Source organism: Candidatus Lernaella stagnicola (assembly GCA_030765525.1).
In the GTDB taxonomy this organism is placed as follows: Bacteria; Lernaellota; Lernaellaia; order Lernaellales; family Lernaellaceae; genus Lernaella; species Lernaella stagnicola.
Genome location: JAVCCK010000034.1, coordinates 11,232 through 25,340 on the forward strand (window position 1 = coordinate 11,232; position 14,109 = coordinate 25,340).

12 protein-coding genes and 1 tRNA gene are annotated in these 14,109 nt (G+C 59.7%); 6 read left to right on the forward strand and 7 right to left on the reverse strand.

Annotated elements, in window-relative coordinates; all coding sequences use genetic code 11:
• From P9L99_14875 to P9L99_14895, 5 genes are read left to right on the forward strand one after another with little or no spacing between them, the layout of a single operon-like run.
• Positions 1-1,257 carry a hypothetical protein gene (locus P9L99_14875; protein MDP8224643.1) on the forward strand — a complete coding sequence of 419 codons (1,257 nt, stop codon included), beginning with the start codon at positions 1-3 and terminating at the stop codon, positions 1,255-1,257.
• Positions 1,247-1,945, forward strand: a complete 699-nt coding sequence (locus P9L99_14880; GenBank protein MDP8224644.1) for a hypothetical protein — start codon at positions 1,247-1,249, stop codon at positions 1,943-1,945. Before P9L99_14875 ends, P9L99_14880 begins: the two co-directional genes overlap by 11 nt.
• Positions 1,942-2,238, forward strand: coding sequence for a hypothetical protein (locus tag P9L99_14885; protein MDP8224645.1), 297 nt, complete (start codon positions 1,942-1,944; stop codon positions 2,236-2,238). The genes P9L99_14880 and P9L99_14885 overlap by 4 nt, the downstream gene beginning before the upstream one ends.
• The gene (locus P9L99_14890; protein ID MDP8224646.1) at positions 2,235-2,471 is read left to right on the forward strand and encodes a hypothetical protein; all 237 of its coding nucleotides are present in this window, start codon (positions 2,235-2,237) and stop codon (positions 2,469-2,471) included. The genes P9L99_14885 and P9L99_14890 overlap by 4 nt, the downstream gene beginning before the upstream one ends.
• A complete protein-coding gene (locus P9L99_14895; GenBank protein ID MDP8224647.1) occupies positions 2,468-2,791 on the forward strand; it encodes a helix-turn-helix transcriptional regulator in 324 nt (107 codons plus the stop codon). The genes P9L99_14890 and P9L99_14895 overlap by 4 nt, the downstream gene beginning before the upstream one ends.
• 184 nt (positions 2,792-2,975) lie before the next feature.
• Here the strand turns inward: P9L99_14895 and P9L99_14900 are convergent.
• The 5 genes from P9L99_14900 to P9L99_14920 all read right to left on the reverse strand — a co-directional run bounded on the left by P9L99_14900 (position 2,976) and on the right by P9L99_14920 (position 8,684).
• A tRNA-Arg gene (locus tag P9L99_14900) sits at positions 2,976-3,049 on the reverse strand.
• Positions 3,050-3,119: 70 nt separating this feature from the next.
• The gene (locus P9L99_14905; GenBank protein ID MDP8224648.1) at positions 3,120-5,501 is read right to left on the reverse strand and encodes a hypothetical protein; all 2,382 of its coding nucleotides are present in this window, start codon (positions 5,499-5,501) and stop codon (positions 3,120-3,122) included.
• A gap of 1 nt (position 5,502) precedes the next feature.
• Complete coding sequence (locus P9L99_14910) at positions 5,503-7,215, reverse strand: hypothetical protein (GenBank protein ID MDP8224649.1); 1,713 nt, start codon at positions 7,213-7,215, stop codon at positions 5,503-5,505.
• 57 nt (positions 7,216-7,272) lie between these two features.
• Positions 7,273-7,902 carry a hypothetical protein gene (locus P9L99_14915; protein MDP8224650.1) on the reverse strand — a complete coding sequence of 210 codons (630 nt, stop codon included), beginning with the start codon at positions 7,900-7,902 and terminating at the stop codon, positions 7,273-7,275.
• Entirely contained in the window at positions 7,902-8,684 is a 783-nt protein-coding gene (locus tag P9L99_14920; protein MDP8224651.1) for an AAA family ATPase, read from the reverse strand. The genes P9L99_14915 and P9L99_14920 overlap by 1 nt, the downstream gene beginning before the upstream one ends.
• 162 nt (positions 8,685-8,846) lie before the next feature.
• Between P9L99_14920 and P9L99_14925 the strand changes: the two genes are divergently transcribed.
• Positions 8,847-11,228 carry an HDIG domain-containing protein gene (locus tag P9L99_14925; protein ID MDP8224652.1) on the forward strand — a complete coding sequence of 794 codons (2,382 nt, stop codon included), beginning with the start codon at positions 8,847-8,849 and terminating at the stop codon, positions 11,226-11,228.
• 3 nt (positions 11,229-11,231) lie between these two features.
• Here P9L99_14925 and P9L99_14930 read toward each other — a convergent pair whose 3' ends face one another.
• Together P9L99_14930 and P9L99_14935 are read right to left on the reverse strand one after the other, a co-directional pair.
• Positions 11,232-13,499, reverse strand: a complete 2,268-nt coding sequence (locus P9L99_14930; protein ID MDP8224653.1) for an ATP-binding protein — start codon at positions 13,497-13,499, stop codon at positions 11,232-11,234.
• Entirely contained in the window at positions 13,471-14,067 is a 597-nt protein-coding gene (locus P9L99_14935) for a DUF4390 domain-containing protein (protein MDP8224654.1), read from the reverse strand. The genes P9L99_14930 and P9L99_14935 overlap by 29 nt, the downstream gene beginning before the upstream one ends.
• Between the last annotated feature and the right edge of the window lie 42 nt (positions 14,068-14,109).

Genomic DNA, 14,109 nt, shown 5'->3' on the forward strand with positions numbered 1-14,109 from the left:
ATGAGCCGCCCGCGCCTTCATCCCTCGCCTTTGGACCCCAAGAAGCCGAAGAAGCCCAGCTATAGCGTGATCCCGAACGCCTGGATACTCGACGCCCCCGATCTTCCAGATGACGTGTTCCGCATCCGTCTTGTCCTACGGAGGTACACGACCATCGAGGAAAGAAAGGACGATGGCACCTACAAGGTCGATCCCTCGTGGGCTGGAACCGTGAGACTTGGCGAAAGGACAGGGTGGGCGAGAAACAAGGTTTCCACAACGATCGCCCAACTGGAGAGGGCCGACCAGGTTCACACGAAGCGTAGGTTTGGACATTCGGCGAAGCGATACCTGGAACTGCCGTTAGGTGGTCCCCGCGACGGCTCCAATCCCGAGGGGTGGCGGTGGACTAAGCTCTCCAACAAGGATTTCATCGAACGTCCCGACCTCACGGATGCGCAGTTCCGACTGACCGCGGTGCTGAAGGCCGGGACGATGAGAACGCGGGGCGGATGCCGATGGCCGGTAAAGAAGCTGGCGACGATCTGCGGCTGGTCAACGAGCAAGGTTAACCGGGTCCTGCGTTCGCTAACAACTCTGGGGATGGTCGTGACGAAGCCGGGCTCGGCACCCGACGAACCAGCCACTCGGAAGGTGATCCCGCGCCCCACGGCACAAACGTCGTCGTGTCAAATTCCGAACAATCGTCATGTCAAGAACGGATCAATCGTCGTGTCAAAATCCGAACAATCTTACGTGTCACAACCCGAACAATCGTCGTGTCAGAACCCGAACAACGTACAACTACGAGAGTACAACCACGAGTCTCAGACGAGTACGAACCCGACAACGTCCGCCTCGACAGGGGGCCAGCCCCCTATCTCGGCGGACCTGCCCTGCGGGCAGCCCTCTTTTGGAAACGTCGAGGAAACCACAGCGAACTGCTTCGGTAAAGCGGTACGACCGACAGGTCATCCAGCGGTAGAAGCGTCAGCCGGTCCGTCGGTCGGCGGTTCGTCGAACCAGGGGGCCTGCGGTTCGTTGGCAGGCCGCGACATCCTGGCGGCTCTGGCTGAGATGACGAAACCAACCGATCAATCCGCAGCGGACGATCACGGTTCGTCGTCAACGTCGTTAGAGGGTTCGTCGTTGGAAGCACCGGCGGCCCTCGGACCTCCGGTTCGGCACCACGTGATCGTTGGCGCCCCCGGTCTGCTCCCCTCGTCACCTTGTACTCTCCAAGACGATCAGAAGGAGGTAAAAAAGGATGAATCGTAACTTCGACTTTTCCCAGCTGAACGAGTTCGAGGCCCGCGTCGTCGAGGCAGGGCGTATCTACGCCAAGCTGAAGCTGGCCACCGGCTGCCGAAACATCAACGGGTTGCCTGTGCGACGCTCAGACCCACGAGCGCACCGGAACTGGCGGGTCTTCGCCGCCACGGTGGCCCTTTGCGACGAAGCTGCCATCGACGTGCGGGAGTTTCTCCGCTGCGTGCTGTGGCGTACCGTGGACGAGCTACAACGCGGCTGGGAGGCGTCGCCGAGCATGTTGCCGACTAAGTGGGCCGTGGACCGCTGGAAGAAGTTCCGGCACCAGTTGCCGCCTGATAACACGCTAGAGCAGTTCCAGATCGACACGTTGGCCGTGATCCGCACGAGCCGGGCGTTTCTACGCGGGCGGGCGCTCCACCTCTTCGGTGAGGAGGTGTCCCTAGACTACCTTTGGGGTTACCGGGAGTCCGGATCGGGCTTCAACCTGGCGATCCGTTGGATGGCGTCACTGGCGCGCCCGTACCTCGCCCTGTCCAAAGCTTTCTGGAAGTGGTTTGAGACCGCACCGGCGACCGTGGTTGAGGAGCACGTCCCCGTACAGGACTTGAAGACCTGGCGGTGGAAGCTATCGACGGACACGGTCTTCATCGAGAAGGCGAGAGAAATCATGGGGGAGGACCTGTGGGAGAGATGACGACAAAACCAAGCCAGAGCGAAAAAACTCGTCGTGATCTTGACGAACTGCTCCTTAGGCTCCTGGAGTTGGAAGCCGACGGCCACGACATCGACTGGGAGAGTAGCATGGTTCTCTTAGATGAACCGAAGCCTGAACCGGAAGATGTGGACGAAGTGTTCTACTGGCGGCCGGTTCCGCGTGGTCCGTACTGGCCGCTCGTCGAGCACCTAGTACAGGAGAAGCTGAAGGAAGCTGAAGACAACAACAATAATCTTCTGGGTGAGGACGATCAGAACAAGGAGGTGAGATGAACGGCAACGGTCGTGCTTCGTGGCCTAGCAGCTGGCGGTGGATGCTGCCGGGAACGGTCTCGTCGGCGATGACGATAAACGGAAGCCAGGATGATCTGCTTGGGGATTCTATTTTTAACTTTCTCATGGACAGAAAATCTTGCGAGGTAAGCTACGAGTATGGAAGGCGCACCAATGAAACCGCGCGTAAATCGGAGATGAAGAAACTTTTTCAGCATCGAGGAAAAAGATGAAAGACCCAGAGATTCAGACCCTAAACTTGTCTAACGGCGTCGTGCAGCCCGCGCGCCCTAGTATAGCTCAAACTGAAACCCCGCCGGTCGGCGTAAGGCTCAGGGCGATTCGTAAAATGAAAGGCGTGTCGTTGGCCAATCTTGCCAAGGCGACCGGCCTGGCGTTCACGACCGTGCAAGCCGTCGAGGTGAGGAGCGATCCCCGGCTTTCTACGCTATGTAAATTGTGCGAGGCACTTGAAATAACGCTGATCGACGTGCTGGATACCGATCAATTCGCCGCAATCCTGCCAAAACTCGCGATGGAAAGCACTCCTTGATTATCGGTGAGGACGCTCGATGATGCGTAATATTTTCGAGAAGCAAATGTCCAATCGCGGCGACAAGATAAGCTATCGCGCTATTCTTTTTGCACAACATTTTGCACAACACTTGGTATTTTGCAGTTATCTTTATAAAGCAAAAGCCCCCAATTCCTGTTTAGAATCGGGGGCTTTAGGTTACCACGCCAGGAGGGACTCGAACCCACGACCTGCGGATTAGAAGTCCGCTGCTCTATCCATCTGAGCTACTGGCGCCTAAGCGGCGGTCTATATAACACAAGCCGCGCGGCGGCGAAAAGGGTGCGGGCGACAAAAACCACGGAGTTCATCGGCGACCGCCGCGCAGGGTGTGACGCAACTGCGTCCAGACGGCGGTGCGGCCAAGCCAATCGTCAAGGCCGGTCGTCGAATCGCCGCGCGCCAAGACCCGCACGCGAGCCTCGGAAAACGCCGCCCGCGACGCGTCGTAATCACCGAGCATGAAATAGGCGAAAGCTTTACCGCGCCACGCCTCTTCCACGAGCGTGTCGTGCGGCAACCCCAAATCCAGCGCCCGGTCCAGCAGTTCGGCCGCATAGGCGAAGGCTTCCTGGCGCAGCGCCCGCCGGGCCAGCAGGTAGATCACAACCGGGTCGGTGGTGTCGTCGAGCGCGGCGGCGAGCAGATCCCAACTGCCCGTGCGGCTGCCGGTGAGGTCGACCAGATAATTGCGCAGGGGCGTTTCCACTTCCGGATGATCCAGCGCGTAGAGGGCGCAGGCGGCTTCCCGCACGCGGCCGGAGCGGTAGGATGCGTCCATCGCCCGCCGGTAGATGGCCCGCGCGGCGTCAGTCTCATCCTGATTCCATGCGATGCCGGCAAGGATCATCTCGGCGTCTTGCGCCACGATTTGGCTGCCGACGATGCGCCCCTTGCGGTCGGTGGCCGGGGCGGCGGCGGTGCCTTGGGCGGCGATGATCTGCTCGGCCAAGACGCGCGCCTCGTCCATTTTGCCCAGGCGCAGCAGCGGCGCGAGGCGATAGCGCCAAATGCGGGGGTTGTCGCGGTCGAGTTCGGCAGCCTGCCGAAAGAGCAGGTCGGCCTTGTGGAAGTAGCGTTGCGATTGTTTGCGGTCGGCTTCGTTGAGCAGGCGGGCGACTTCGCGCGGGCACCGGCGCTCAAAAATCGATTTCGAGCCGAAGCGGTAGCGGGCGCGTTCGATTTCGGCTGCGGTCAGCGTGGCTTCAACCGCCGCCAGGTGGTCGAGCCATTGCTTTTCCAACTCGCGCAGCGGGACGCCGAATTGGGCCTCGAGGTCGCCCCATCGATAGGCGCGCAGCACGTTTTGGAGACCGTTCTCTTGACCGGTGAGAAAACGAGTGAAGCTGCCCGCGGCGGTGTAGGCGCGCGCGCCGGACTCTTCCCAGAAGCGCAGGCCCATGATCCTTTCGATTTGGGGCAGGCGGCCGATGGCCTTCATGCCCGCGGCCCAGCGGTCGAGGTCCTGCTCCCAACGCTCGGGTCCGCCGAAGGCCACGGCTACGCCTTCGGTGACGGCGATGCTGCTGGAGAAGCCGAGCGGGGGCACGCCGTATTCGCTGAGCATCACATGGATCATTTCGTGATGCAGAATACGTAGGGGAAAGCTCTCCCAATTCAGGTGCATTTGGTGCTTGGCGCAGTCGGCGTACTCGGTGCCGCCGGCGCCGATCCATTTCTTTTTCGTTTTTTCGTCGGGATAGATATAGCTCGTGATGCGGTGCGGGTAATCGATGCCCAACTCGCGCTCGATTTGCGCGAAACGAAATTCGTGGTCCATCGCCACGTGCATGATTTCCCGCTCGATGTCTTGGCGCGCGGGATAGTAGATGTCGAAATGCTCGGTCGGCAAGTACCCGCCGAGCCGGCTTTGCAATTCGTCATCGTTCATGTCGAAGCCGATGGCGAAGCGGTTGGCGTGCACGACCAACGACGCGGCGGCGGTGGCCACGATCAAGGCCACGTGCAGGGCGGTGGGCCGGCGTCGCGACGCGGTGGGCAGCAGCCGTTGCCAGAACAGCGCGGCGATCAGCACGATTAGGCAAGCTTCGGCGAGGTTCGCCAGCCGATAGGCGAGCAGGGGCGCTTCGGGCGAGGCGGCGGCGTCGTAGATGGGGCCGGGGAAGTAACCGAAAAACGGGTTGTACAGCCACACCGTGGGTTTGATCAGGAAATCCAGGCCGGTCATCACCAAGGTTCCGAGGGCGAGCAGCGTCACGAGCATTTTGGCGCGACGCGGGCGCGCGAGGATCCCGGCGGCGGCCACTCCCCAAGCCCCGGCGTATAGGGCGCTGATTACCGGCATGAGCAGGAAGAATCCCGCACCACGAAACGGCGCGCAGGGCGGCACGAAAAAGCCGCGCGCGATCAGGCCGAGGAACGCGAGGGCCATCGCCGCGAAGTGGGCGAGGGAGATTTCCAGCCAGATGGTCCCGGCGCCGTGTTGGGCGGCCTGCGTCATCGACGCGACGCGGTCGTCGCCGCCGTAGCGCCGGTGGAATAACGAGACGGCAAAGGGGCCGCCGAACAGGCCCGCGAAAATGCCGATCACCAGGGAGAATTCGAGGCCCAGGTAATTGGTCAGCGGCAGCCCGGCGAGAACGATTCCGAGGAGCAAGTAAAATGCGGCCAGGAGCCAAAACGGGCGATTGTTAAGCCGTGCGAAAAAAGCGGCGCCGGGAATATTCATGTCACGGCTTGCCGGCAGTCGTGCCTTCCGGGTTCGGCAGGCCGGCTTGCTTCGCTAGGTCGACGAGCAGTGGATTGTTGGGCGCCAACCTGATGGCTTCGGTGTAAAACAACTTGGCGCGATCCAGGCGACCGTTATCGAACGCGACCTTCGCCTCTTCGGCCAAGTCGATCGAATGGGCCATGCGGCGGGCGTCTTCAAAGCGCGGGTCGATGGCCAGGGCGCCGCCGATGAGGGAACGAGCCCCCTTGATGCCTTCCCATCCTTTGTCGCGCAGTTGCAGCGTGGCCTCGACGAGCAACCGATCCGCTTCGACGTAGACGGGTTTTTTGATCAGCACCATCTCGATTTGCTTGTTGACCATCTCGTCTTTTTTCGCTGCGATACGCGAGTCCACTTCACGTTCGACGAGAATCTGCAGGCCGATCCAAAACGTGATTAAGGCTAGTATTACCAACAAGATATAACGAATACCCAGTTTGATATCGGGCATCGTTAATTGCGTGCGCCAATCGTCTTTCACGTCGTCCAGATCGTCGAAATCGGGCTTGTCGATGAAGTCCATCTCCAGGTCCCGGTCGGACTCCTGGAAGAAGGCGGTTTCGATCATCGCCTGGTGGTCGCCGCCGATTTGAGATTCAAAGGTGGCGGGCAGGTTGTGCGGTTTGATCGTCAGAACGAGGGCGCGAATCGTGGAGAGGGCGTAGAGAAACTTTTTCGTTGCTTCAGAGGAAATCGTTGCTTCGGCGATCAAGTCGGAAATCGCCCGCTGCCCGTTGATCAGCGGCAGCAAATGCCGTTCGTGCTCGTTGAGTTCAACGTCCACGATGCGAAACGCGGTCCACGGCGTCGGCGTCGGGTAGCTATCGACACCGCCGAGCAGTTCGTCGATTTCCTCTTCGGTAAAACCGAAATTGAGCCCGGCGAGGAGCATTTTGAAGGGGTGACTGCCCAGTTGTGGGCCGGGGTTGGGGTGCCCGTCATCGAGGCTGACTTCCGCCCAGTCCCACTCGAAGACCGACATGACGATGGACGCATACTGCTGGTTGAGCGCCTCAATGAGTTCCTCGTCGGTGAGGTACCCGCGGGCGACGAACTCCTCGCCGATTTTGTGTTCCGAGGTAGACAGGGCGCGTTCGACTTCGTTGAGCGCTTCGGGAGAAACCTGGTGACGCGCCAGGAGCAACTTGCCGAGCCATTCGCTTTCCAGACTGCTGGAGGCGGTGCGCATCCAACCGTCGGAGAAATGGATTTGCTTGAAAATGCGACCGTCGCGCAACGTGAGCACACCATGCACGGAGAACAGGAAGCACGCATACAGGAACGCGGGAAGCTCGTTTTTATCCAACCGCCAGGTATGCACCGGGCCGGGCAACTGCGGGGGCGGGGGCACGAGGCGTTCCACCTCGACCAGGAAGGGAAAACCGCGCCCGGTTCGAGGGGTAAACAGGCCGTCGGCACCGGCACTGGCGACTTCGATTTGGCCTCCCTCGATGATGCCGTTGACATCGGTCAGCAGCACGGGCACGTGAAGGAGGTGTGCACCGATTTCCCCACTACGAATCGGTTCGAGGGGCTGAGCGGCGTCGAGGCCCGGGGTCATCAAGTCGAGACACAGGAGGGAGAAATCGGTTTCTTCCAGGGCCGAAGCGGCGGCCACATCGGCCACCGCCGTCACGTCATAGCCTCGTTGCCGCAGGAGCAGTATCATCAAGCTCCGTATTTCCGAGTGCCACTGGACAACGAGAATGTGTGCCATATCCGCCTATCTTTAGACCAACAACAAAATGGTAAAGGCCGCTGCCGCAGCGGAGACTTTGAGAATCATTTGCGCGTAGTTGGTCTCGTCATCGTTCATGCTGCCGACGAATTTGTATGTGTTCGGGAAAAACGCGCCGTCGCTTCCGGGCACCGCGCCCTCGTCGAACAGACCCAGGCTTTCCTGGATTTTGACAATCATCGCTAAGACGTCTTGCAAGCGTTTGCGGTTCAGTTCCATCAGTGCGTTGCCGGCAAACGCGACGCCGAGCACGACGCCGGCGAAAAACAAGTGCATGATGAAACGATAGAATCCCGACCAATCCAGCAAGCGCGAACCGTGGAGCAGGTACGCCACCGCGGCGGTCAAGGCGATCAGAACGCTCACGGTGAACACGAGCAGCCGGTCTTCCTTCGCTTTTCGATACAGAACTTCCTGCTTGTGATTCGTCCAGGCCGTTTGCAGCACGGCAGTCGGATCGGCAGCAAGTTTTTCGGTTTTCCGGGACGGCACGGCCGCGCTGACAACTTTTTTCGGCGCACTTTTCGTGGCGGGAGCTTTCTTCTTGGTGGCCTTTTTCTTCGGCTTTTTTGCGGTGGATGCAAAAATGTCGTCGAACCCCTCGTTATCTTTCGGAGCCATTAACCTTCCCCTCCTTCGACGCGGGCCATGACCTCGTCGGTAAGCGATTCGAAATCCACGGTGCCCTTGCCGCTGGCGTTGTGTTCGTATTCAAAAATGGTTTGCGCGCGACTCGGAGCGCCTTTCTGTTTCGTATTGATACGGATACGCGTTCCAAACACGGCATCGCCGAATCGATCGCGTAACGTGTTCTCGACCTTAAACGTAATCGACTCACGCCTATCATACATTGTAATAACGTAACCCAAAATCGACAAACCAGGGTGCAATTTCGTCTTCACCTTGCCAATGGTTTGCAGCAGAAACTTCAAACCCAGCAACGGCAGGTACTCGCACGACACCGGCACAACCACATAGTCGGCGGCGACTAGGGCGTTGACGGTCAGCAATCCCAGGTAGGGGCCGTTGTCGATCAGCACGTAGTCGTAACCATCGGGCTTCATCTTTTCGATTGCGTTACGCAGGAACAACTCGCGTCCCATCATCGCGGCCAAATTCAGGTCGGCGTTGGCCAGCGATTCACCCGCCGGGGCCAAAAAGAGGTTTTCGACCGATGAAGGCACGACGATGGCGGAGAGGTCCCCTTCGTCCAGCAGGACTTCACAGATGCTGGGTTCTTCTTCTTCCAGCGGTCGGTGCAGGATTTGGGTGGCGTTAGATTGGGAATCAAGGTCTACGACAAGCACCTTGTTCCCGCGTCTGGCCAGCCCGGCGCCGAGGTTCACGGCGACCGTTGTTTTGCCCACACCACCTTTTTGGTTTGCAATCGCAATGGTTTTCATGGTCTTCTCTATAGATCACGTTAGGCTTGCTAGAGTTTCCACCGGGCGGCTTTCTTTGTCAAATCAAACACCGGTTTTTTCGGTCAAAAACGACCGACTGGTTCTCTAGCTGACTATGATTTAACTTATTTTATAAACGTATCTCACGAGCGGAGCAATCAGGTGTCGGAAAAGAAAGGCGCGAGACGGCGATTGGGCGGCTTGCCGCGAACCTCGGCGCGCGACTTTTTCGAGCGATTCCACTGGCGTCGCTGGTTGATGCTCGCCGGTTTCGCGATGCTGGTCGCCTTGGCCCTCTCTCCGAACTTGCTGAGCCGTGTTCCCGGCTACGAGATCGGCGAGTACAACGTGGGCAATTACCGGGCGCCGTTTCCGATTTCCTTTATCGACGACGAGGCCACGCTGGAAGCGCGTCGCGAGGCGATGGACAAGGTGCCTCCGGTTTTCGAATACAACCCCGAAGAATTCAAGCGAATCGGCGCGCGGCTTCGTAAGGCCTTCGAAGACATGCATTCGCTGTACGCTCTGTTAAACGCGTTGGAGAGCGAGAGGCTAAGCAAAAGAGAAAAAGCCGAAAAGCTCATCGCCGCTCAACAGGAATTGAAAAAGACGCTGGTGGCCGAGCGCGTTCCATTCGGCACGCAGCTTGGTACCGAACTGACCGACCGGGAATTCGAAAACCTGGTGGAGCGGCAATTCGCGCCGAAATTGATCGAGCCGGTGATCGAGATGCTGCGCTTCGTGTATTCCGACTACGTCACCTTCGACCTGGAAGAAGTGCGCGGCGCGTTGCAGAGCGATGGCGACAACGAAGTTCCCGGCCGGGTGGCCGTGCGGGTACGCGGCGATGCGGAATTGCGGTATCCGCAAGACTTGGCCGCCTTTGTGTCTCCACGCCAGGCCGAGAGCAGCCTGCAAGACCTGTTCGAAGAACATGTGAAAAATATCCCGGCGGAATTACGCAGTCTGTCGCTCCGCATTGCCGTGGCGCAGGTTAAGCCGAACCTCATCTATGATGCGGCGGCCACGGCCACGGCGAAGCAACGAGCGGCGAACATCATCGTACCGGTGACCATCGCCTTCGAGAAAAACGAGTCGATTATCGGCGATGGGGTGAAGGTGTCACGCCAGATCGCCCTGGTTTTTCTCCACATTCGGCAGAAGACCGCCGCCGCCGACTGGGCGTTCAGCTTCTTGGGCATGAGTCTGCTCGTGTTTGTGACACTGCTTCTGTCGTTCTGGCTGACTGATATCAACATATCGCGATTCGTGATCTCCGACCGCGACGCGATGATGATGGGCGTCTTGCTCGTCTTTGGCCTGTTCGGTTTGCGCTTTGCGTCGTGGTTCGACGAACGACTGGTCAACTTGTTTCCGAATATGCCGTCGGGCTTGATGGTGTTTCTATTCCCGATCGCCGCCCCGGCGATGCTGGTGCGCTTCCTGACACGCTTTGAGACGGCGATGATTTTCACCGTCGTGCTGACCTTCTTGAGCGTGCTCGCCTTTAATCCGAACCCGCAGATGTTGCCCATGCTTTTTCTGATCATGTTCGTGGGCATCCACTCAATGCGGGACGTGACGCGTCGCAGTCACGTATTGAAGGGCGGGCTTTTGGTCGGCCTGACGTTCATCGGCATGGCGATCATCGACGCCTTCCTGCAGCGCGATTACTCCGTCGACGCGTTGCTGGTTGCCCCCGGGGTGGGAATGCTCAGCGGAATGTTGGCCGGAGTTCTGGTGCTGGGCCTCGCGCCCGTATTCGAGTATGCCTTCGGTTACATGACCAATATTTCCCTGCTGGAACTGGCCAATTACGAGCACCCGCTGCTCAAGCGGCTGGCCCGTTTCTCGCCGGGCACGTTCCACCATTCGATCGCCATCAGTTCGCTGGCCGAAGCGGCCGCCGAAGCGATCGGCGCCAATCGATTGCTGGTGCGCATCGGCGCGATGTACCACGACGTGGGTAAGACCGCCAATGCGCGCTATTTCGTAGAAAATCAGCGTGGCGAGAACCCGCACGACGAAATCCGCGACCCGATCGAATCGGCCCGCATCGTCATCAGTCATGTGCCCGACGGCGTCACACTCGCCCGGCAGAGCGGCCTGCCGCAGGATATCATCGACTTTATCGAACAGCACCACGGCACCCGCTCCGTGACGTACTTCTTAGCGAAAGCGAAAGAAGAGGCCGACGAGAACGGCGGCGAAGTCGACGAGTCGCTCTTTGCGTACCCTGGGCCCAAACCGCAGACCAAAGAGACCGCGATTCTGATGATGTGCGACGTCGTGGAAGCGCGCAGCCGCACCCTCAAGGACCGCACGCCGGAAAACGTGTCGGCGATGATTCGCGAGATGATCGACCGTATCCGCGCCGACGGGCAACTCGACGAATGCCCGCTGACCGAACCGGATCTTCATCGAATCGTTGAAGCCGTGACCGGCGTGGTGATCGGCATGCAGCACGACCGCATCGCCTATCCGGACCAAATGCGTAAATCGCTGCTGCGCGGGCTTTTCAACAAAAACTATTGGTCGAGTTAAAGGCTACGCGGCCCTGACCGGAATTTCGATCACTACGATTGTTCCCTTTGGCTGATTGTCGCGCAACTGCACGGTGCCGCCGTGGTCGTGAACAATCCGGTGTACGATCGACAAACCCAAACCTGTCCCCATTTTCTTGGTGGAAAAGTACGGTTCGAACAAGCGGCTGCGGTAAGCGCCGGGTAGGCCTTCGCCGTCGTCGGCCACTTCCAGCAGCAGGTGTTTGCCGCCGCCGGAAAGGCGCACCGACACGGTGATTTCCCCCGATCCCGAAATGGCCGCCACGGCGTTGTCGATCACGTTGATCAGGGCGCGCTTGATCTGCTCGCGGTCGAGCATCAGCCGGGGGATGTCGCCGTCGATGTGGGATTCGAACGCGATAGTTTTGTGCGCTTCGCGGAACAGCACGACCGCCTCGTGCACGACGTCGGCGACTTCGGTGGGGGAGGGCTTCGCCTCGGCCATGCGGGCGAATTCCGAGAACTCGCCGACCATCGCCTTCATCTCTTCCACCTGCCGCACGATGATATCGGTGGACTCGAAAAACACCTGGTCCTTTTCCGGGTCGAATCGCGAACCGTAGCGCCGCCGCAAACGTTGCGCCGCCAACTGAATGGGCGTGAGCGGATTCTTGATTTCGTGGGCGATCCGCCGCGCGATCTCCTGCCACGCGGCCACGCGCTGCGCCCGTAGCAGTTCGGTAAGGTCCTCCACAACCAGCACCGAGCCCTCCGGCCCCTGCGGCGAGCTACGAAAACGAGAAAAAACGGCGAGCAAGGTGCGCAGTTCTCCGGCGATTTGCACTTCCACCTGCCGCTGCACGACCGCCGAGGCACTGCGATCCGCCTCCTGCCTCAGCGCTTGGAAGGCGTTAATGAGCTGTTCGGCGAACACGTCCTGGCCGCGGCGGCCGACGGTGTCGGCGGCGGTGATGGCCAAAATGCGTTCGGCGCTCGGGTTGACGGTTGTCACCCGCGCCTGGCTGTCGAAGGCGATCACTCCTGCGGCGATGTTGTCGAGCACCGCGGCCATGCTGGCCCGCCGCCGTTCGAGCTCGACGTTGGAAAGCTCGAGGTTGGTCATCGTTGTTTCGAGCGCGAGGCGGCTGGCCGAGAGGTCGTCGAGCATCTTGTTGAAGGTGTAGACCAGAGCGCCGATTTCGTCGTCGGCGACCTGTTCGACCCGCACATCCAGTTCGCCCTTGGCCACCGCCTCGGCGCCTTCGGCCAGCAACTGGAGGGGCTCGGTGATCTGCCGGGCCAGGTAGAAGCCGAACCACGTCGCCGAGAAAAAGATGAAGAACGAAATCAAGCCCAGGTAGACAAAGTAATTCGTGCGAATCGGCGTGCGCAGCAGCTTGAGTTGGCGGTATTCGTCGTAGGTTTTCTGAATCACCTTCAGGCGGCCCAACAGCGACGCGGGCACGTGAAAACCAACGACAACGACCGCTTTGACGCCGCCGTTCTCCGTGTCGAGAACCGGCGCCATGCCTCGCGCCAATTCACCGCTGCCCATCGTGTCGGTACGGCTCTTTGTCTCACCCGCGAAGCCTGCTTCGATGAATTTGCGCGGACTGGATCGCCACGCCTTTGCCGTCAAGGCGCCGCCGACACTCACGAGCGGTTTCGCCGTGGGCGATGGATACAACTCCACCGACTCGACGAGGATGATTTCCCGCCGCTTGGCCAATAGGGCCGATAGTTTCTCGGCGGCCTCCGTTTGCGCCGTTTCGTTTTGGTCGTCGCGCCAAACGGCGACCATGTCCTCGATGGACAACGACTCGGCGAGCTGCTCGGCGTGCGACACGGCCCGGCTCTCGGTAACCCGATAAAGGTTCTGCGCGATGGCCATCGACTCGTTCAGACTGGTCTCGATTTGCAGGCTGAACCAGCGCTCGATGGAATTGCTGATAAAGGTCATGGCCACGTAAAAGAGCAGGAACGTCGGCACGAGCGCGAAGGCCGCGAACGCCACGACTAACCGGGTGCGCAGCTTCGCGCCCAGCACGCCGCGTCGTCGTTCGAACACGAGCTTGGTCACATTGCGAAGGATGAGAAAAAGCAGCACGCACGCCAGGATCACGTTGACGTTGATGAGCGCGAAAAAAATCAGGTTGCCTTGGCCGATGTCGCCGGCGAAATCGAAAAAGACGCTTTCCGACCAGAACAAAATCGCCAGAACCAGCGCAATGATACCAGCGGCGATCAGTTCGCGACGCCGCCGCACGGCATCCCGCTCCGGATCACTCCGGCTGGTTCGTTGGCGTGTCATCGCTCACTCCGTCGGGAAGTTCAATTCGCAACCACGGCGTTTTAAAATCCCACAGGTTGGCGAAAAAGAAGATGCGGTTGAGGTACAGCGGCCAATCCACGGGATCAAGCTCCGCTTTGACGCGCACGTAGTGGCTTGCGTCCGCCTGGAGCGCCGGGACGACCGCCACGGGAAAACCCTGGAACTCAGTCAACCATTTCTTGGCTTCGCTTAGGTCTTTGGTTTGACGGTCTTTCTCGTTGGAACCCAGCGTGACCGTGAAGGCCTTTTTCAACGTGTCGTATTTGATTGTGCGCCGCACCTGCCAATTGTAGATGCGCTGATCGGGCCACGCGTTGACCACGCGGTAGACCTCGAAGAAATACGTGAAGGTTTGCGGAATGCCCGACAGGATGGCCTCTTCCATTTTCGGCGTGAACGCGCCCTCTACCTTAAAAGAGACGGACAGCACGTGCCCCGCGCGTTGGCTGCTCGCTCCGGTCAGGGTCGCTTCGGCCGCCTGGACGACGTTCCACGTCAGCAAAAGAACGCCGATTGCGAGACAAGCCCCCAATTGATGTCGACGCATTCGGTGCAATGAGACTCCTTGCCGCATAGGGATTTTCGCCGC